Genomic DNA, 18,029 nt, shown 5'->3' on the forward strand with positions numbered 1-18,029 from the left:
TCTGGCGCATTTCTCGGAGGCGTCCGAGTCGTGTTGCATCCTGTGGCTGTTAGCTTCGTCAGAACTTTTAGGAGATCCTATTGGCGGACACGCACCGCGCGCAATGGTTTGCTCTTTACCACATCGACCAACACATTGATGACTGGATGTTCGTGGACGGTGTGCGACGCGGTAGCTTGCGATTGCACCCGGTAGGACGATCCGGAGATCGTTGATATTGGCGGTCGCTCTGTTAGCGATCGTTAGTCATTTGCGTCGGACGCGCCACCGTTGATTGGACAGCAGCAGCTTTCGGACGACGAGGTACTGCGTCAGATGGCCAGCACCTCGTCGATATGAAAGGAACCGCCGGATCGGATCGGCGTGCGGTGTGATCCGACGGTGATGCGAACGCTCAGACGCGCGCGGCGGCCGCCGCATGCACTTCGATGCCGGCGTCGGCGAGCGCGCCGCGAATGCGTCGCGCGAACGCCAGCGCATGCGGGCCGTCGCCGTGCAGGCAGATGGTCTGCGCGTTCAACGGCACCCACTGTCCGTCGACGGCCTTCACGCGTTGCTCGCGGATCATCACGAGCGTGCGCGCGAGCACTTCGTCCTCGTCGTCGAGCAGCGCGCCCGGCTCCTTGCGCGGCACGAGCGAGCCGTCGGCGCGATAGCCGCGGTCGGCGAACACTTCCTCGATCGCGGTCAGGCCCGCGTTGCGCGCGGCGCTCACGAGCCCGCTGTTGGCGAGCGCGAACACCGCCACGGACGGATCGAAATCGTGCACGGCGGAGACGATCGCGTCAGCGATCTTCGCCTCGCGCGCGGCCTGGTTGTACAGTGCGCCGTGCGGCTTTACGTGCGCGATGCGCCCGCCCTCGGCCTGCGCGATCGCCGACAGCGCGCCGAGCTGATACAGCACGCCCGCATAGATCTCGCCCGCCGGCAGATCCATTTCCTTGCGGCCGAAATTCTCGGGATCGTTGAAGCTCGGATGCGCGCCGATCGACACGCCTTTCTGCACGGCCCAGCGCACGCAGTCGCGCATCGCGTTGGGGCTGCCCGCATGCCAGCCGCATGCGATGTTGGCCGAGCTCACGAGGTCGAGCAGCGCCTCGTCGGAGCCGCAGCCTTCGCCGAGATCGGCGTTCAGATCGATTTCCATGGGGATTCCTTTACTTAGTGTCACAGCGCCGCGAGCGCCACCCGGCGCGCGCAACGCTCTTCATGCATCGCGATCGCGGCATCGATCTGCCGCAGATACGTGCGTTCTTCCAGCAAAGCCTGGCGCGCTTCGTAGGGCGTCGTCGGGATGAAACGGACAGCACCGTTCAGGCGCACCTGCGCGAGCTTCCACAGATCGGCCTGAATCACCGCGCCGATCTTCGGATAGCCGCCGGTGGTCTGCGCGTCGCTCATCAGCACGATCGGCTGACCGTTCGGGGGCACCTGGATCGTGCCGGGCAGTACCGCGTGCGACAGCAGGTCAGTCTTGTGCGTGCGCTTCAGCTCGGTGCCGGCAAGGCGATAGCCCATGCGGTTGCTGTTCGGCGTCACGAGCCACTCGTCGGACCAGAACGACTGCTGTGCATCCGCGGTGAAGCTGTCGTATTCGGGGCCGCGCAGCACGCGGATCGGTATGGCCCACGGCACGCCCGACGGATGACGACCGCGCCGCAGCGGCTCGTTGACCAGCACGAACTTGCACCAGGCGGGCGCCTTCACGCCGAACTCGGGCGCCTCGGGCGTGAAGCCGAGGTGGCCGCGCTGCTGCGGCGCGCCGACCGGCAGACGGTCGCCGTCGTTGAGCGCGCGGCCGCCGAGTCCGCCGAAATGGCCGGCAAGGTCGGTGCTGCGCGAGCCGAGCATCGGCAGCACGTCGATGCCGCCCGCCACGCAGACATAGCCGCGCATGCCGCGCTTCGCCGCGTGCAGCACGAGCTCCTGGCCGGCCTGCACGGGCAGACTCCAAAACGAATAGACGGGTTTGCCGTCGAGCGTCGCGCCGAACTCGGTGCCGGTGATCGCGACGCGCGTCGCGCGCAAAAAGCGCAGCGCGGTCGGGCCGAAGGTGATTTCGAGGCCGGCCGCGTCGGGGCGGTTGCCGACCAGCCGGTTGCCGACTTCGAGCGACAGCCGGTCGAGCGCTCCCCCCATCGCGACGCCGAGATGCCGATAGCCGTGGCGGCCGAGGTCCTGAATCGTGGTCTGGAGACCCGCGCGGATCACGTCGATCATGCGTGCATCCCCGCGATCGTGAAGCGCACCCGGTCGCCGGGCTGCAGCAGCGTGGGCGGACGGCGCGCCGGATCGAACAGCGGCACCTCGGTGCGGCCGATCAGCTGCCAGCCGCCCGGCGACACCGCCGGATAGATGCCAGTCTGCTCCCCGCCAATGCCGACCGAGCCCGCTGGCACCTCGAGCCGCGGCGACGCGCGGCGCGGCGTGTGCAGCGCGGTGACGAGCCCACCCATATAGGCGAAGCCGGGCTGGAAGCCGAGAAAGAACACCACGTAGACGCCGCCCGCATGACGTTCGACGACCTCGCGCGCGCTCAAGCCCGTATGTTCGGCGACCGCCTGCAGATCGGGGCCGAATGCGCCGCCGTACTGCACTGCAATCTCGACGTCGCGCCCGGGCGCCACGGCTTTGGCCGCTGCGTTCCAGGCCGTCAGCAACTGCTCGCCGAGCGCGTCGGCGTCGGTCGAGAGCGGGTCGAACACGAGCGTCAGATTGTTCATGCCGGGCACGACTTCGAGCACCTGCGGCCAGTCGCGCGCGGCTTCGGCCGCAGCCCACACGCGCTGCTGGCACTCGAGCGTGGCGGGCGGCGGCGCTTCGCAGACGAGCGCGGCATCGCCGAGGGGAAAAATTCGTGGTTGGCTCATGACTGGGCGGCCCGGATCGAGTCGGAGGATGAGGCGGACAGCGCGGTGCGTTGGCGCATGCCCGGCACGGAGGCGGCGACGTTTGGAGCGTACATTATCAATAAAATATTGACGATTTACCAATAAGCGTTTTTGCCAGGCTCGTCGGCGGCGGGCATCGTCGTACACTTGCGACACTTTTCCAGCCCATTTTCGTCACGGGACCCTCGTATGACGCGTCATCCCACCAAGATCGTTTCGTCGGAACATCTCGTCTCCGAGAGCAGCGCGGAACTCTCGGAACTCGAATACGCGCTGATCATGGCGGGCAATGCGTTCAACCGCTGGATGGTGCGCTGCATGTCGGCGGCGGGCGACAAGGACATGACCGCGATCGAAGTGTCGCTGCTGCACCACGTGAGCCATCGCGAACGCCGCAAGAAGCTCGCGGACATCTGCTTCGTGCTGAACATCGAGGACACGCACGTCGCGACGTACGCGTTGAAAAAGCTCGTAGCTAGAGGGTACGTAAAAAGCGAAAAGACCGGCAAGGAAGTGTTCTTTTCCGCAACCGACGCGGGCCGCGAACTATGCCTGAAGTATCGCGAGGTGCGCGAAAACTGCCTGATCTCGACGCTCAAGGAAAGCGGCCTGACCAACCAGCAGATCGGCGAGGCCGCGCAGTTGATGCGCAATGCGTCGGGCCTGTACGACACGGCGGCGCGCGCGGCGGCTTCGCTGTAACGACGAAACACTGCGCAAGCGCCGGCGCGTCACACGCCGCGCATCGCGCGTTCAGCCCGGCAGCGCCGGATGAAACCCCGCCTCTGTGACGATCAGATCGAGCGCAATGTCATGCGCCTCGCGTTCCAGCGTGTCGGTGCGGCACGCTTCGTAGGCGATGCCGACCGTGATCGGCTTGTGCGCCGCCGGCCAGCCGGCCAGTGTGCGGTCGTAATAGCCGCCGCCGTAGCCGAGGCGGTAGCCGTCCGAGTCGAAACCCACGCAGGGCACGAACAGCAGCTCGGGCAGCACCACGCGCCCCGAGGTGGGCTCGGCAATCTTGTGATGGCCGATTTTCATCGGCGTCGCGGGCGTCCAGGCATGGAATTCGAGCGCCATGCCACGTTCTTTAACGATTGGCAGACTGGCTTCGTGGTGCGAGTCCGCGGCAAGCCAGAGCGCAATCGCGCCGCGCGCATCGAACTCGCCGGCAAGCGGCCAGTAGAATCCCGCGCTGCGTACCGCGTAGTGCTTCAGCGCGTCGAGCATCCGACGCCCGAGCGCGGCATTCTTCGCCGGCTCGGAAGCCGCTTGCAGACGGCTTTCCAGCAACCTCCGGCGCAGCGCCTTTTTCGTTGCCGGGACAGGGTTGCATGCTATGCTTGGGTCCAATTCGCGCTCCAGAAACAACGATGTCAAAACGCCTTTTTCGAGTATATCGCGCGGCCAGTATCGCGCTTGCCGCAGCGGCACTCGTGGCCTGCAGCACTGCCTCGGCCGTCAAGCCCCTTCCGATCTCGCAACTCACGAACGACGACCAGATTTTCGTCCAGCTTCGCGAAGCCTCGCGTACTAACGACGCGGCGCGCGCAGCCCAGCTCGCGAGCATGATCCCGAATTATCCGGCGCCCTCGTATCTGGAGTACTTCCAGATCAAGCCGCAGCTGTTCGATTCGACCGGCCATGCGCGCATCGACGCGCCGGACGCGCCCGTGCTCGCGTTCCTGCAGAAGTACGACGGCCAGGCGATCGCCGATCGCATGCGCAACGACTACCTGACGGTGCTCGGCACGCGTCACGACTGGCGCAACTTCGACCAGCAGTACGCGAAGTTCGTGCTCGACGACGACACTCAGGTCAAGTGCTACGCGCTCGAATCGCGCGCGTCGCGCGGCGAGAACGTCGCGGACGCGGCGCGCGCGCTGCTCGTCGAGCCGAAGTGGTACGGCGACGGCTGCGTCGATCTGATCACGGTGCTCGGCGTGAACCACCAGTTCAGCGCCGACGACATCTGGGCGCAAATTCGTCTCGCGTACGAGCAGAACTACACGAGCACCGGCAGCAAGCTCGTCGACGCGCTCGGCGACCAGCCGCCCGACCCGGTGCTGTTCAGCCAGGCGACCAATGCGCCGCCGCTATTGCTCGCGCGCGGCGTCGGACCGGATGCGCAATCGCATCAACTGGCGCTGCTCGCCATCACGCGCATGGCGCGCAACGATCCGGCCATGGCCGCGGCCACGTTCGCGTCGGTCGCGCCGTCGCTGAATTCGCCGGAGCGCGCGATCGGCTGGGGCACGATCGGCTATCAGGGCGCGCTCAAGCAGATGCCTGGCGCGGTCGACTGGTTCCGGCTGTCGGCCAACGCGCCGCTGTCGAATCCCGCGTATGAATGGCGCACACGCAGCGCGCTGCTCGCGGGCGACTGGAACATGGTGCGCTGGTCGATCGAGCAGATGCCCGAGTCGCTGCGCAAGCAACCGTCGTGGGTGTACTGGCACGCGCGCGCGCTGAAGCAGGCCGGCGACACGGCCACGGCCAGTCAGGAATTCCAGTCGATCGCGTCGAACTTCAACTTCTACGGCCAGCTCGCGCTCGAAGAGCTCGGCCAGAAAATCACCGTGCCGCCGAAAACCACCGTGACCGACGCCGAAGTGCAGCAAGCCGGCACCACGCCGGGCTTCGGTCTCGCGCAGCGCTTCTATGGGCTGAATCTGCGGCTCGAAGGCAATCGCGAATGGAACTGGCCGTTGCGCAATATGTCCGACCGGCAACTGCTCGCCGCCGCCGAGTACGCGCGCCGCATCGAGCTGTACGACCGCACCGTCAACACCGCGGACCGCACGAAGAGCGAGCACGATTTTTCGCTACGCTATCTATCGCCGTTCCGCAACATCGTCGAGCAGGACGCGCAGTCGAGCGGGCTCGACGTCGAGTGGGCGTACGGGCTGATTCGCCAGGAGTCGCGCTTCATCATCAATGCCCGCTCTGAGGTCGGCGCGGGCGGACTGATGCAGCTGATGCCCGCCACCGCGCAACTGGTCGCGAAGAAGATCGGTCTGGGACCGGTGTCGCGCGAGCAGATGAACGACATCAACACCAACATCCTGCTCGGCACGAACTACCTGGCGATGATCTACAATCAGTTCGACGGGTCCGCCGTGCTGGCCACCGCTGGCTACAACGCAGGTCCGGGCCGTCCGCGCAACTGGCGGCAGTCGCTGCAGCGCCCGGTCGAAGGCGCGGTCTTCGCCGAGACGATTCCGTTTCAGGAAACTCGCGACTACGTGAAAAATGTGTTGTCCAACACGGTCTACTACGCGGCATTGTTCGAAGGCCGTCCGCAATCGCTGAAGGCGCGCCTGGGTTACATCGCACCGTAAGCGCCTTGGCGCCGCAATCTCGCTTCGAGGTTGCGGCGCGCTTCACCAGCCGTTGCCGCGGCTTCCATCAGGGAGTCGAAAAATGCGACATCAAGCCATCGCGGTCATCGGCGGTTCAGGGTTTATCGGTAGCTACCTCGTCAACGCGCTCGTTGAGACGGGCAAGGACGTGCGCGTCGCCACGCGGCGACGCTACAACGCGCGCCATCTGACCATGCTGCCGATCGACGTGCTCGAAACCGATGTGTTCGATCCGGTGCAACTCGCGCGCTTCGTCGAGGGCGCCGATTGCGTAATCAATCTGGTCGGTATCCTGAACGGCAAACGCGGCAAGCCCTATGGGCGGGAGTTCGCGCATGCGCACGTCGAGCTGCCGACGCGCATCGTCGCCGCCTGCGAAGGCAAGGGCGTGCATCGGCTGATTCATCTGAGCGCGCTAGGCGCCAATCCGAACGGCCCGAGCATGTATTCGCGCTCGAAGGCCGACGGCGAGAAAGCCGTGCATGCGGCCAACGTCGCGTGGACGATCTTCCGGCCGTCCGTCGTGTTCGGACCCGAGGACGCGTTTCTGAACAAGTTCGCGTTCCTGCAGCGCGTGTTTCCGGCCATTCCGCTCGCGATGCCGGACGCGCAGTTCCAACCGGTTTATGTCGGCGACGTCGCGAAGGCGATCGTCAACGTGCTCGATCTCGATGGCGCGAGCGGCCGCACCTACGAGCTCGGCGGTCCGACCGTCTACACGCTCGAAGACCTGGTTTCGTACTGCGGCGACGTGATCGGCAAGCATGCGCGCATCATCCGTCTGCCCGAGCCGCTCGCGCGCCTGCAGGCATTGAGCTTCGAAATGGCGCCGGGCGAACCGGTGATTTCGCGCGACAATCTCGATTCGATGAAGGTCGCCAACATTCTGAGCGGGCCGCTCGCGCCCGAGCTCGGACTCGAACCGGTCAGCATCGAAGCGATCGTGCCGACGTACCTGACCGGTGCTGCCTCGGGTTCGCGACTCGACACATTCCGCGCCAACGCCGGGCGCTGAAGCCTTTCCCTCTACCTGATAACAAGTATGAAACTGCTGATTGGTGACAAGAACTATTCGTCGTGGTCGATGCGTCCGTGGCTGCTGCTCACGCACTTCGGCATTCCGTTCGACGAGGAACTGATCCTGCTGTACGAAGCGGACACGAATGCGAAGATCCGCGCTCAGGCGCCGCGCGGACCGGGCAAGGTGCCGTGCCTGATCGACGACGCCGGGCAGGCCGTGTGGGATTCGCTGGCGATCGCCGAAACGCTCGCCGAGCGCTTCCCGCAACACGCGCTGTGGCCGCGAGACGCGGCGGCGCGCGCGCATGCGCGCAGCGTCAGCGCCGAGATGCATTCGGGGTTCGGCGAGTTGCGCTCGAAGATGTGGATGAACATCCGTGCGTCGTTCCCGGGCAAGAACGCGACGCCGGGCGCGCTCGCCGATATCGCGCGGATCGAGACGATCTGGCGCGACTGCCTCGAGACCTACGGCGGTCCGTTCCTATTCGGCGAATTCGGCATTGCCGACGCGATGTTCGCGCCGGTCGCGATGCGCTTCAACACATGGAAGCCGGCGTTGTCGGAGACCGCAGCCGCCTATGTCGAGCGGCTCACCGAGCTGCCCGCGGTCAATGCATGGATCGACGCCTCGCGCCGCGAAACGCACGCGATCGCCTGTCAAGACGAATGCCCATGAATATCTATGCAGTAGGTGGCGCGGTCCGCGACGAGCTGCTCGGCGTGCCGGTGCAGGACCGCGACTACGTGGTGGTGGGAGCGACACCCGAGCAGATGGTCGCGCAGGGCTATCGGCCGGTGGGCAAGGACTTTCCGGTATTCCTGCATCCGCAGACGCAGGAGGAGTACGCGCTCGCGCGCACCGAGCGCAAGACGGCGGCCGGCTATCGCGGCTTCCAGTTTTTCTATGCGCCCGACGTGACGCTCGAAGAAGACCTCGCGCGCCGCGATCTGACGATCAACGCGATGGCGCGCGAGGTGCGCCCGGACGGCGAGCTGACCGGCCCCGTCATCGATCCGTTCAACGGCCAGGCTGACTTGCAGGCGCGGCTTTTTCGCCATGTCAGCTCCGCGTTCCTCGAAGATCCGGTGCGGATTCTGCGCATCGCGCGTTTCGCGGCGCGTTTCGTCGATTTCACGGTCGCGCCGGAAACGCTGGCGCTGATGCGCGAGATGGTCGCCGACGGCGAAGCCGATGCGCTGGTGGCCGAGCGCGTGTGGCAGGAGGTGTCGCGCGGGTTGATGGAGAAGAAGCCGTCGCGGATGTTCGGCGTGCTGCGCGACTGTGGCGCGCTCGCGCGGATTCTGCCGGAGATCGACGCGCTGTTCGGCGTGCCGCAGCGCGCCGACTATCACCCCGAGGTCGATACCGGTGTCCACGTGATGATGGTGCTGGACCATGCCGCGCAGCAGGGCTACGCGCTGCCGGTGCGCTTCGCGGCGCTGACGCACGACCTCGGCAAGGCGACCACGCCGGAGGACCTCCTGCCGCGGCACATCGGCCACGAGGGCCGCAGCGTCGATCTGCTAAAGCCGCTGTGCGAGCGGCTGCGCGTGCCGAACGAGTGCCGCGATCTGGCGGTGCTGGTCGCGCGCGAGCACGGCAATATTCATCGCGTGATGGAGATGGGGGCGGCGGCTGTGGTGCGCCTGCTCGAGCGCAGCGACGCGATCAGGAAGCCGGCGCGCTTCGCCGAGGCGCTGCAGGCCTGCGAGTCGGATGCACGCGGGCGGCTCGGCCTCGAGATGAGCGAGTACCCGCAGGCCGAGCGGCTGAGGCTTGCACTGGTGGCCGCGCGAGGCGTGGATGCAGGGGCAGTGGCGCAGCGGCTCGCCGATGCGCCGGCCGGCATCAAGGACGCCGTGCATGAGGAGCGCGTGCGTGCGGTAGAGGCTGCGCTGGCTTGAAGTCGCGCGGGCGTAAAGTAGCGCGACGGCGCCTACAACACCCGCGCCAACAGCGACAACAGCATCGACAGCACCAGCGTCGACATGAACGGAAACGGATACTCGCGGCCGAACAGCCGCAAGGTCACGTCGCCGGGCATCCGGCCGATGCCGAGCTTCCTCAGCCACGGCCAGCACGACGACAGCACCGCGACGGCAACGAAGGTCGTCAAAAGCCAGCGAATCATCGCGAGTCCTCGAGCCAGAGCGGATTCACAATCACAGCGTATGCGAACGATCGCCGCTCGAAAAGGCGCGCAGCGTATCGTCGAGTCCACGCGAAAACGCGATCACCTTGAAGAGCTCGCCCATCTCCGCCTCGGACAGCAGCTTCTGTACCGCGTTGGCGGCAGGAAGAAAGCGCGCGGCGTCGGCGGGATCGATTTCGCCGAGCACCTCGGTGACGCCCGCGTTCAGCAGGAAGCGCGCTTGCGATGTGAAGCCGAGCAGGTCCGCGCCGGTCTCGACGCCCGCCTCGGCGATGCCGGTGAATTCGACGTGCGCGGTGATGTCCTGCAGACCGGGGTACAGGAACGGGTCGCCGTGCGCGCGGTGCCGGTAGTGGCACATCAGCGTGCCCTGCGCGCGCTGGTCGTGGTAGTACTCGTGGCGCGGAAAACCGTAGTCGATCAGCAAGATCGCGCCGCGCGCGAGCATCGTGCAGATGGTGCGCGTGAAGGCGCGCGCGGCTTCGTGCGTTTCTGTCACGTAGTCGTCGCCGGCCGGTTCGCGGGTCGCATCGATTTCGGTCAGCAGCGCGAGGTCCGCGGCGGCCGTGACGGGGCGGTCGTCGAACGCGAAGGCGCCGTCGCGCCACACCACGCCGCGCTCGCGCCAGACACCGCCGTTTTGCGCGAAGAGCCGCACCGGCATCGCATCGAGCACCTCGTTGCCGATCACCACGCCTTCGAAGCGCTGCGGCAACGCGTCGAGCCAGCGCACTTTCGCGAGCAGCGCGGGCGCGGCCGCCGCGATCGTTTCGCGCTGCCGCTCGCGCAGCTCACCCGATAGATCGATGATCGAATAGCTGTCGAACCCGGCGCCGAGCGTGTCGAGCGCATTGAGCAAGCCCGCGGCGAGCTTGCCGGTGCCGGCGCCGAACTCCATCACATCGCGCGTGCCACTCGCCTCCAACGCTTCGGCGAGCGGGCGCGCGAGCGTCGCGGCGAACAGCGGCGACAATTCCGGCGCGGTGACGAAGTCGCTGCCGTCGTCGGCGCGCAGGCCGAATTTACGCGCACCGCCGCTGTAGTAGCCGAGACCCGGCGCGTACAACGCGCGCTCCATGTAGCGGTCGAACGGCAGCCAGCCGCCGGCCGCGTCGAGCTGCGCGCGGATCTCGGCGACGAGCGCGTCGGACTGCGCGAGCGCGCTCGGGCCGGGAGCAGGTAAACTATCGGGTTGGTGAGCTTTGGGATTCATCCCCGCATTGTAAATGACCGTTTCTCCGGACATCGCTGCCCGCGCGGCTCAACTGCCGCCCGAAACGCCCCGCGTCGTGCTGATTACGGGCGCCGCGCGCCGCATCGGGCGCGCGCTCGCCCTCGGCTTCGCCGCGCGCGGCTGGGACGTGGCCGTGCACTACGGTGCCTCGCGTGAGGACGCCGACGAAGTGGTCGCGCAGATCGTCGCGCTGGGCCGCCGCGCGGTCGCGCTGCACGCCGAGCTCGGCGACGAGGCGCAGGTCGCCCGGCTGCTGCCGGACTGTGCCGCTGCGCTCGGGCGGCCGTCGTGCATCGTCAATAACGCGTCGCGCTTCGAGGAAGACACGGCGCGCGACGTCGGCTACGAGCTGCTGCTGAAGCTGACCGCGATGAACGTCGGCGCGCCGCTCGTGCTCGCGCGCATGCTTTACGACGCGACGCCCGATGCGGCGTTGCGCGACGAAAGCCAGCGCGGCGTCGTCATCAATGTGCTCGATCAGAAGCTGTACAACATGAACCCGGACTATCTGTCGTACACCCTGTCGAAGGCGGCGCTGCAGGCCGCGACGGTCGCGCTCGCTCAGGCGCTCGCGCCGAAGCTCCGGGTGGTCGGGCTCGCGCCCGGGCTGACCATGCAATCGGGCGACCAGACCCAGCACGGGTTCGAGGCCGCTCACCGTATGACGCCTCTTGGCCGTGCGTCGCGGCCCGAGGATATCGTCGCCGCCGCGCTGTATCTCGCGGATGCAGCCGGCGTTACCGGAACGACGCTGGTGGTCGACGGCGGGCAGCATCTCGTGCCGCTGCCGCGCGACGTGATGTTTTTGACGGGCGCCTGACACGCGCGCGTGGCCGGCCTTCGAGGCGGTCATCGCGTGTGGCGAAGCGCCCCTTTGCGTGCCCCGCACGCTTTTTTGGACTGGAACGAACATGTTTGCCGCTCTTTCGCACCCCCGGCTCGCCGATTGCCGCCGGCTTTTTCTGCGCAATTACGAAGTGCACATCAACATTGGCGTGCACGACTTCGAAAAGCGCGGCGAGCAGCGCGTCGTGATCAACGTCGAACTGTTCGTGCCGCTCGCGATGTCCACGCCGGTGCACGACAAGCTCACCGAAGTCGTCGACTACGACTTCATGCGCTCGACGATCGCCAGGCGCGTCTCGCAAGGCCATATTCATCTGCAGGAAACGCTGTGCGACGACCTCGTGCGCGCGATGCTCGAACATCCGCAGGTGCGCGGCGCGCGCGTGTCGACCGAAAAGCCGGACGTGTATCCGGACTGCGATGCGGTCGGCGTCGAAGTCTTCCGCATCAAGGAGGACTGAGTGATGAACGCACCGGAAATCCTGACCGCAGACAACGAAGCCGCTGACGCCACCGCGGCACCGAGCGCCGCCCGCGCCCCGAAATCGCCGCTCACGCGCCGCGAGCAGAAGGAAGCGTACGAGAACAACAAGCTCTTCAAGCGTCTCGCGCGCCAGGTCGGCCAGGCGATCGGCGACTACAACATGATCGAGGACGGCGACAAGGTGATGGTGTGCCTGTCGGGCGGCAAGGACAGTTACGCGATGCTCGAGATCCTGATGCGGCTGCGCGAGCGCGCGCCGATCAATTTCGACATCGTCGCGGTAAACCTCGACCAGAAGCAGCCGGGCTTCCCCGAGCACGTGCTGCCCGAGTATCTGACCCAGCTCGACATCCCGTTTCACATCGAGAATCAGGACACCTACAGCATCGTCAAGCGGCTCGTGCCGGAGGGCAAGACCACCTGTTCGCTGTGCTCGCGGCTGCGGCGCGGCATCCTGTATCGCGTCGCCGGCGAGCTCGGCGCGACCAAGATCGCGCTCGGCCATCATCGCGACGACATCCTGCAAACGCTGCTGCTGAACCTGTTCTACGGCGGCAAGTTGAAGGGCATGCCGCCCAAGCTGCAATCGGACGACGGCAAGAACATCGTGATCCGGCCGCTCGCCTACGTGAAGGAAACCGATCTGGAGAAGTACGCCGAGCTGCGTGAATTCCCGATCATTCCGTGCAATCTGTGCGGTAGCCAACCAAACCTTAAGCGCGCGGAAATGAAGGCGCTGGTCCGCGACTGGGAAAAGCGTTTCCCGGGCCGCATCGAGAACATGTTCAATGCGTTGTCGAACGTGGTGCCGTCGCATCTGATGGATCGCCAGCTGTTTGCGTTCGCGGGGCTGCGCGCGAGCGGCGAAGCCGACCCGCAAGGTGACATCGCGTTCGACGAAGAACCATGCTCGAGCGGCGACGAAGGCGCGCCGCTCACCAGTGCGAAGACCATTTCGCTGGTCCAGTTCGACGACCTGTAACGAGCGAAAAGTGCCTGTTCCGACGGCATTCCGGTGCTTTTCCACTGGCTTGCAAGCCCTGCCGAGGCCGCGTCTGCGGCCTTTTTTGCAGGTGCAGCATGATAGAATCGTCCGCTCCAAACTCGTCTATTTGCCGACGCCATGAACATCGTCATTTTGGCGGCAGGTACCGGCAAGCGCATGCGGTCCGCGCTTCCCAAGGTGCTCCATCCTCTGGCCGGCCGGCCGCTCCTCGCTCATGTCATCGACACCGCCCGCGCGCTGGAGCCCGCCCGCCTGATCGTCGTGATCGGCCACGGCGCCGAAGCCGTGCGCGAAGCCGTCGCGGCGCCCGATATCCAGTTCGCGGTGCAGGAGCAACAGCTCGGCACCGGCCACGCGGTGCAGCAGGCGCTGCCGCTGCTCGATCCATCGTTGCCCACGCTGGTGCTTTATGGCGACGTGCCGCTCACGCGTGCGCAAACGCTGCGCGCACTGACCGGGCGTGCCGGCCAGGACGGCTACGGCGTGCTCACCGTCACGCTCGACGTCCCGACCGGTTACGGCCGCATCGTGCGCGATCAGCACGGCAACGTGCAACGCATCGTCGAGCAGAAGGACGCGAGTCCCGAGCAGCTGAAGATCGCCGAAATCAACACCGGCATCATCGTCGCGCCGACCGCGCGCCTTGCCGGCTGGCTCGCGGCGCTCAAAAACGACAACGCGCAAGGCGAGTTCTATCTGACCGACGCGGTCGAAATGGCGATCGAAGCCGGCCTCGAAGTCGTCACCACGCAGCCCGACGACGAGTGGGAAACGCTCGGCGTCAACAGCAAGCAGCAGCTCGCCGAGCTCGAGCGGATTCATCAGCGCAATGTCGCCGACGCACTACTCGTCGCGGGCGTGACGCTCGCCGACCCGGCGCGCGTCGACGTGCGCGGCACGCTCGAATGCGGCCGCGACGTTTTTTTTGTCGATCGACGTCAACTGCGTGTTCGAAGGCCGTGTGACGCTGGCCGACAACGTCAGCATCGGGCCGAACTGCGTGATTCGCAACGCGAGTATCGGCGCCGGTACGCGCGTCGATGCGTTCACGCACATCGAAGGCGCGCAAGTCGGCGCGAAGGCCGTTGTCGGTCCATATGCGCGCTTGCGCACAGGCGCGGCGCTGCAAGACGAGTCTCATGTAGGGAACTTCGTCGAGATCAAGAACGCGGTGCTCGGTCATGGCTCGAAGGCCAACCACCTCACCTACCTCGGCGATGCGGATGTCGGCGCGCGCGTGAATATCGGCGCGGGCACGATCACCTGCAACTACGACGGCGCCAACAAATTCCGCACCGTGATCGAGGACGACGTGTTCGTCGGCTCGGACACGCAACTGGTCGCACCGGTGCGCGTGCAGCGCGGCGCGACGATCGCGGCCGGCACCACGGTGTGGAAGGACGTCGCCGCCGACGCGCTGGTGTTGAACGATAAAACCCAGACGAGCAAGACGGGCTACGTGCGCCCTGTCAAAAAGAAAAGCTGATCGATACGGCGTGCCCACGAGGCGCGCTCACTGAATCCGGCACTGAAAAGGAATACACCATGTGCGGCATTGTCGGCGCGGTTGCGCAACGTAATATCGTTCCGGTCCTGATCGAAGGACTGCGACGCCTCGAATATCGCGGCTACGATTCGTGCGGCGTCGCCGTGCTCGGCGCTCGCGGGCCGAGCCGCGCGCGCAGCGTCGCGCGCGTGGCCGACCTCGAAGGCCAGGTGCGCGACGGTCGCCTCGAAGGCGTGACGGGCATCGCGCATACACGCTGGGCCACGCATGGCGCACCGGTCACCGACAACGCGCACCCGATCTTCTCGCGCGATGCGCTGGCGTTGGTACACAACGGCATCATCGAAAACTACGAGACCTTGCGCGAAATGCTGCGCGGCAAGGGTTACGAGTTCGTCTCGCAGACCGACACCGAGGTTATCGCGCACCTGGTCCATAGCCTGTATCGCGGCGACCTGTTCGCCGCGGTGCGCGAGGCGATCGCGCAACTGCACGGCGCGTATGCGATCGCGGTGCTGCACGAGGATCAGCCGCATACGGTGGTCGGCGCGCGCCAGGGCTCGCCGCTCGTGGTCGGGCTCGGGGACGGCGAAAACTTCCTCGCATCGGACGCGCTCGCGCTCGCAGGCAGCACCGAGCGCTTCATCTTCCTCGAGGAAGGCGACGTCTGCGAACTGTCGCTCGATGGCGTGCGCATCGCCGATCGCCAGGGCGAGGCCGCGCAACGCGAGGTGCGCCAGGTGGCCGCCTATGGCGGCGCGGTCGAACTCGGCCCGTATCGCCACTTCATGCAGAAGGAAATCTTCGAGCAGCCGCGCGCGATCACCGACACGATTCCGCAGGCCGACGCGTTCGATGCGTCGATCTTCGGCGAAGGCGCGCGCCAGGTGTTCGCGGACATCGACAGCCTGCTGATTCTCGCGTGCGGCACCAGCTACTACTCGGGGCTCACCGCCAAGTACTGGCTCGAATCGCTCGCGAAGATTCCGACTCAGGTCGAGATCGCGAGCGAGTATCGCTATCGCGAGTCGGTGCCGAATCCGAAGTCGCTGGTGGTGGTGATTTCGCAGTCGGGCGAAACCGCCGACACGCTCGCGGCGCTCAAGCACGCGCAGGAGCTCGGCCACAAGCACACGCTCGCGATCTGCAACGTCGGCACGAGCGCGATGGTGCGGCAGACCGAGTTGTCGTTCCTCACGCACGCGGGCCGCGAGATCGGCGTCGCGTCGACCAAGGCATTCACGACGCAGCTGGTTGCGCTGTTCACGCTGGCGGCAACGCTCGCGAAGCTGCGCGGACGTTTGAACGACGAGCAGGAAGCGAGTTATCTGAAGCAGTTGCGCCACCTGCCGGCGGCGCTCAACAGCGTGCTCGCGCTGGAGCCGCAGATCATCGCGTGGTCGGAGGAGTTTTCGCGCAAGGAACATGCGTTGTTCCTCGGCCGCGGCATGCACTATCCGATCGCGCTCGAAGGCGCGCTGAAGCTCAAGGAGATTTCGTATATCCACGCCGAGGCGTATCCGGCTGGCGAGCTGAAGCACGGGCCGCTGGCGCTCGTGACCGAAGCGATGCCGGTGGTGACGGTCGCGCCGAACGACGCGCTGCTCGAAAAGCTGAAGTCGAACATCCAGGAAGTGCGCGCGCGCGGCGGCGAGCTTTATGTGTTCGCCGATGCCGATACGAAGATCGTCAACGGCGAAGGGCTGCATGTGATCCGGATGCCAGAGCACTATGGCTTGCTGTCGCCGATCCTGCACGTCGTGCCGCTGCAGTTGCTCGCGTATCACACCGCTTGTGCGCGTGGCACGGATGTGGATAAGCCGCGGAACCTGGCGAAGTCGGTGACGGTGGAGTGACGAAGACGTAGCGGCAAACCGGGCTAGCCGCTTCTAATAGTTTCACTTATCGACCCGTGAAAAGTTTCACTTAAACGGCGACTAGGTTTCGCTTAAGCCAGATGGAGCAAGGCTTAAGCGAAACTATTAGAACTGCAGCCTGGCGCGGTCGCCGCCCCCTGGCGACTGCGAAAATGCCTGCAGATTTCGGCCGAAAAGCCGCATTCATAATTAGGTCCATATGGAATTCGAGGCCACGAATACACGTTCGTTGCGCCTCCGACAGGGCAAGCCGCAGCAGCTTTTCCGTCTGCGAACTAATGATTTCCCAAGGTAGGCGCTGCTAATCCGCATATGACCCTTTTGGAAACGAACGAGCAGCTGGCCGAGACCTACAGGGAAGCTCGCTACTTTTTGGGTCTGGACCAAGCCGCGCGCGCGGAGTCTGACTGGTTCAAGGGTTTCCTGGCCTATGCCCCCGTGCGGAGCTTTTTCAAGCAATCGGTCTTCGGCAAGGGGACCGTGCTGAAGGTAGCCGCGGTTACCCAAGTCGCGCATGCGTACGTGGCCTGCTTCGAACGGGAGCCTTCCGGGCCGCTGCCTACGGCGGCAGAAGTGCGCGGGCTGATGAAGAAGGCCGCCGCCTTCGAGTCCGAGCTTGATGCTGAAGGTTCGTCTTGGGTGCCGCCGGAGTTGGAGAAGAGCTTCCGTAGCCCGATGAAGAACCTTCGGGATGCGGCATCGACGGTCGAACGTCGGTCTGCGGGACGTCCGGCATTCAGCGAGCGGCGCATCTTTGTATTGCATCTTGCTCGGGCGCTCTACGGAATGTGCGGCGACTTTCCGGGCAGGTTTATTGCCACGGTCGCTGCTCGGGTATGGGAAGACACGGACGACCGTGCTGTCCGGAAGATATTGACCGACGATGAGCGAGACGCCATCAGGCGGCACGCCGAGAACAATCGGCGACAGGTTGCAGAAAGCGAAAACGCGACGCACCTGCTGCTGAACCGCGCGAGCATCCCGCCGAAGGCTTCTCCCCAGGCCCGAGAGCCGCAGACGACCAGCGAGATATTTGAAATGATGCTGGCGCTCGCGAAGCGCATTCCGGACGAGACCATATCAATCTCGGCCGTCAATCTCATGGACATGCTTCGCCAAGAAGCCGGAATTGAGCCGGATTTTCCACCAGAATGAAGCGGCCAAAATAGGCGTCAAAATCTGCCGAATTTCGGCCGGATGATTTGCCTGTGAATTTGCCAGGCATTTCGGTAGCAGTGTTTCGAGACGGAAGGCGAACAATACGCCTTGTCTCAACTACTACTGCTTCGAATGCACAATTTCCTGTCCTTCAACTGCATCATCGACAACTGGCCCGATAACACCGCCGCGCACCAGCGCGCACGCCTGCTTGAGGCCATGAGGGTACACGCAGGTGTAACGACGCTGGAGGCGATGCGGTTTCTCGACATCGTCGACCCGCGGGCGCGGATTGTTGAGCTGCGCAAGGAGGGATACCGTATCAATACCTCCTGGGTGCACCAGCCATCCGAGTGCGAGCGACTGCACGCCGTCGGAATGTATACCCTCACGGGCAACGTAGAGCGCGTCGCAATCACCAGGGCCTCGCAGACGCCTCGCGACGCGTCCAGCCAGCAGATGAGGCTCGCGTTTTGGTGACGCTCGTCGGG

17 protein-coding genes and 2 pseudogenes are annotated in these 18,029 nt (G+C 65.5%); 13 read left to right on the top strand and 6 right to left on the bottom strand.

Translation table 11 applies throughout. The features are described 5' to 3' along the window. Positions 1-86: 86 nt before the first annotated feature. Positions 87-209 (top strand): annotated as a pseudogene (locus tag OKW39_RS12885) (tlde1 domain-containing protein); the annotation flags it as partial. 185 nt (positions 210-394) lie between these two features. Here the strand turns inward: OKW39_RS12885 and pxpA are convergent. The 3 genes from pxpA to pxpB are packed head-to-tail and all read right to left on the bottom strand — an operon-like array spanning position 395 to position 2,870. Beyond that, positions 395-1,147: a 5-oxoprolinase subunit PxpA gene (gene pxpA, locus OKW39_RS12890; RefSeq protein WP_187612723.1), complete on the bottom strand. Its 753-nt coding sequence runs from the start codon at positions 1,145-1,147 to the stop codon at positions 395-397. A gap of 20 nt (positions 1,148-1,167) precedes the next feature. Beyond that, positions 1,168-2,220, bottom strand: coding sequence for a biotin-dependent carboxyltransferase family protein (locus OKW39_RS12895; RefSeq protein WP_090802578.1), 1,053 nt, complete (start codon positions 2,218-2,220; stop codon positions 1,168-1,170). After that, positions 2,217-2,870, bottom strand: coding sequence for a 5-oxoprolinase subunit PxpB (pxpB, locus tag OKW39_RS12900; protein ID WP_429362765.1), 654 nt, complete (start codon positions 2,868-2,870; stop codon positions 2,217-2,219). Before pxpB ends, OKW39_RS12895 begins: the two co-directional genes overlap by 4 nt. A gap of 210 nt (positions 2,871-3,080) precedes the next feature. Between pxpB and OKW39_RS12905 the strand changes: the two genes are divergently transcribed. Continuing rightward, positions 3,081-3,593, top strand: coding sequence for a winged helix DNA-binding protein (locus OKW39_RS12905; RefSeq protein WP_018418717.1), 513 nt, complete (start codon positions 3,081-3,083; stop codon positions 3,591-3,593). Between the two features lie 51 nt (positions 3,594-3,644). Here the strand turns inward: OKW39_RS12905 and OKW39_RS12910 are convergent, their stop codons facing one another. Beyond that, positions 3,645-4,244 carry a 5-formyltetrahydrofolate cyclo-ligase gene (locus OKW39_RS12910; protein ID WP_167368669.1) on the bottom strand — a complete coding sequence of 200 codons (600 nt, stop codon included), beginning with the start codon at positions 4,242-4,244 and terminating at the stop codon, positions 3,645-3,647. A 20-nt stretch (positions 4,245-4,264) separates the two neighbouring features. Here OKW39_RS12910 and OKW39_RS12915 point away from each other — a divergent pair, with 20 nt between their 5' ends. The 4 genes from OKW39_RS12915 (at position 4,265) to OKW39_RS12930 (ending at position 9,178) form a co-directional block, all read left to right on the top strand. Continuing rightward, entirely contained in the window at positions 4,265-6,232 is a 1,968-nt protein-coding gene (locus tag OKW39_RS12915; RefSeq protein ID WP_187612720.1) for a lytic transglycosylase domain-containing protein, read from the top strand. Between the two features lie 82 nt (positions 6,233-6,314). Further along, the gene (locus OKW39_RS12920) at positions 6,315-7,268 is read left to right on the top strand and encodes a complex I NDUFA9 subunit family protein (protein WP_090802583.1); all 954 of its coding nucleotides are present in this window, start codon (positions 6,315-6,317) and stop codon (positions 7,266-7,268) included. A 27-nt stretch (positions 7,269-7,295) separates the two neighbouring features. Then, the gene (locus OKW39_RS12925; RefSeq protein WP_429562813.1) at positions 7,296-7,949 is read left to right on the top strand and encodes a glutathione S-transferase family protein; all 654 of its coding nucleotides are present in this window, start codon (positions 7,296-7,298) and stop codon (positions 7,947-7,949) included. Further along, positions 7,946-9,178 (top strand): multifunctional CCA addition/repair protein, encoded by a 1,233-nt coding sequence (locus OKW39_RS12930; protein ID WP_429562814.1) that lies wholly within the window; start codon positions 7,946-7,948, stop codon positions 9,176-9,178. Before OKW39_RS12925 ends, OKW39_RS12930 begins: the two co-directional genes overlap by 4 nt. A gap of 32 nt (positions 9,179-9,210) precedes the next feature. On the opposite strand, the gene OKW39_RS12935 is transcribed toward OKW39_RS12930, so the two are convergent. Next, positions 9,211-9,405, bottom strand: coding sequence for a DUF2905 domain-containing protein (locus OKW39_RS12935; protein ID WP_018418711.1), 195 nt, complete (start codon positions 9,403-9,405; stop codon positions 9,211-9,213). A 31-nt stretch (positions 9,406-9,436) separates the two neighbouring features. After that, a complete protein-coding gene (locus OKW39_RS12940; protein ID WP_429562815.1) occupies positions 9,437-10,639 on the bottom strand; it encodes a class I SAM-dependent methyltransferase in 1,203 nt (400 codons plus the stop codon). Positions 10,640-10,652: 13 nt separating this feature from the next. Between OKW39_RS12940 and OKW39_RS12945 the strand changes: the two genes are divergently transcribed. The 7 genes and pseudogenes from OKW39_RS12945 (at position 10,653) to OKW39_RS12975 (ending at position 18,018) form a co-directional block, all read left to right on the top strand. Beyond that, entirely contained in the window at positions 10,653-11,480 is an 828-nt protein-coding gene (locus tag OKW39_RS12945) for an SDR family oxidoreductase (protein ID WP_429562816.1), read from the top strand. Positions 11,481-11,571: 91 nt separating this feature from the next. Next, positions 11,572-11,967, top strand: a complete 396-nt coding sequence (locus tag OKW39_RS12950) for a dihydroneopterin aldolase (RefSeq protein WP_090802589.1) — start codon at positions 11,572-11,574, stop codon at positions 11,965-11,967. A gap of 3 nt (positions 11,968-11,970) precedes the next feature. Beyond that, entirely contained in the window at positions 11,971-12,972 is a 1,002-nt protein-coding gene (gene ttcA, locus OKW39_RS12955; protein WP_429562817.1) for a tRNA 2-thiocytidine(32) synthetase TtcA, read from the top strand. A 141-nt stretch (positions 12,973-13,113) separates the two neighbouring features. Next, positions 13,114-14,482 (top strand): annotated as a pseudogene (gene glmU, locus OKW39_RS12960) (bifunctional UDP-N-acetylglucosamine diphosphorylase/glucosamine-1-phosphate N-acetyltransferase GlmU). A 59-nt stretch (positions 14,483-14,541) separates the two neighbouring features. Beyond that, positions 14,542-16,359 (top strand): glutamine--fructose-6-phosphate transaminase (isomerizing), encoded by a 1,818-nt coding sequence (gene glmS / locus OKW39_RS12965; protein WP_429362775.1) that lies wholly within the window; start codon positions 14,542-14,544, stop codon positions 16,357-16,359. Positions 16,360-16,692: 333 nt separating this feature from the next. Beyond that, on the top strand, positions 16,693-17,535 hold the full coding sequence (locus tag OKW39_RS12970; protein WP_429562818.1) for a hypothetical protein: 843 nt from the start codon (positions 16,693-16,695) through the stop codon (positions 17,533-17,535). A 135-nt stretch (positions 17,536-17,670) separates the two neighbouring features. After that, positions 17,671-18,018: a helix-turn-helix domain-containing protein gene (locus OKW39_RS12975; protein ID WP_429562819.1), complete on the top strand. Its 348-nt coding sequence runs from the start codon at positions 17,671-17,673 to the stop codon at positions 18,016-18,018. Positions 18,019-18,029: the final 11 nt, after the last annotated feature.

The sequence above is a fragment of the Paraburkholderia sp. MM6662-R1 genome, from assembly GCF_050436245.1.
Classification (GTDB): domain Bacteria; phylum Pseudomonadota; class Gammaproteobacteria; order Burkholderiales; family Burkholderiaceae; genus Paraburkholderia; species Paraburkholderia tuberum.

What these genes read in the sequence shown, in the direction of transcription:
- OKW39_RS12895 (WP_090802578.1), bottom strand. Translation starts at nt 2,220, where the DNA reads ATGATCGACGTGATCCGCGCGGGTCTCCAGACCACGATTCAGGACCTC.
- pxpA (WP_187612723.1), bottom strand. Translation starts at nt 1,147, where the DNA reads ATGGAAATCGATCTGAACGCCGATCTCGGCGAAGGCTGCGGCTCCGAC.
- glmS (WP_429362775.1), top strand. Translation starts at nt 14,542, where the DNA reads ATGTGCGGCATTGTCGGCGCGGTTGCGCAACGTAATATCGTTCCGGTC.
- ttcA (WP_429562817.1), top strand. Translation starts at nt 11,971, where the DNA reads ATGAACGCACCGGAAATCCTGACCGCAGACAACGAAGCCGCTGACGCC.
- OKW39_RS12920 (WP_090802583.1), top strand. Translation starts at nt 6,315, where the DNA reads ATGCGACATCAAGCCATCGCGGTCATCGGCGGTTCAGGGTTTATCGGT.
- OKW39_RS12940 (WP_429562815.1), bottom strand. Translation starts at nt 10,639, where the DNA reads ATGAATCCCAAAGCTCACCAACCCGATAGTTTACCTGCTCCCGGCCCG.
- OKW39_RS12970 (WP_429562818.1), top strand. Translation starts at nt 16,693, where the DNA reads ATGACCCTTTTGGAAACGAACGAGCAGCTGGCCGAGACCTACAGGGAA.
- OKW39_RS12930 (WP_429562814.1), top strand. Translation starts at nt 7,946, where the DNA reads ATGAATATCTATGCAGTAGGTGGCGCGGTCCGCGACGAGCTGCTCGGC.
- OKW39_RS12945 (WP_429562816.1), top strand. Translation starts at nt 10,653, where the DNA reads ATGACCGTTTCTCCGGACATCGCTGCCCGCGCGGCTCAACTGCCGCCC.
- OKW39_RS12935 (WP_018418711.1), bottom strand. Translation starts at nt 9,405, where the DNA reads ATGATTCGCTGGCTTTTGACGACCTTCGTTGCCGTCGCGGTGCTGTCG.
- OKW39_RS12915 (WP_187612720.1), top strand. Translation starts at nt 4,265, where the DNA reads ATGTCAAAACGCCTTTTTCGAGTATATCGCGCGGCCAGTATCGCGCTT.
- OKW39_RS12925 (WP_429562813.1), top strand. Translation starts at nt 7,296, where the DNA reads ATGAAACTGCTGATTGGTGACAAGAACTATTCGTCGTGGTCGATGCGT.
- OKW39_RS12905 (WP_018418717.1), top strand. Translation starts at nt 3,081, where the DNA reads ATGACGCGTCATCCCACCAAGATCGTTTCGTCGGAACATCTCGTCTCC.
- pxpB (WP_429362765.1), bottom strand. Translation starts at nt 2,870, where the DNA reads ATGAGCCAACCACGAATTTTTCCCCTCGGCGATGCCGCGCTCGTCTGC.
- OKW39_RS12975 (WP_429562819.1), top strand. Translation starts at nt 17,671, where the DNA reads ATGCACAATTTCCTGTCCTTCAACTGCATCATCGACAACTGGCCCGAT.
- OKW39_RS12950 (WP_090802589.1), top strand. Translation starts at nt 11,572, where the DNA reads ATGTTTGCCGCTCTTTCGCACCCCCGGCTCGCCGATTGCCGCCGGCTT.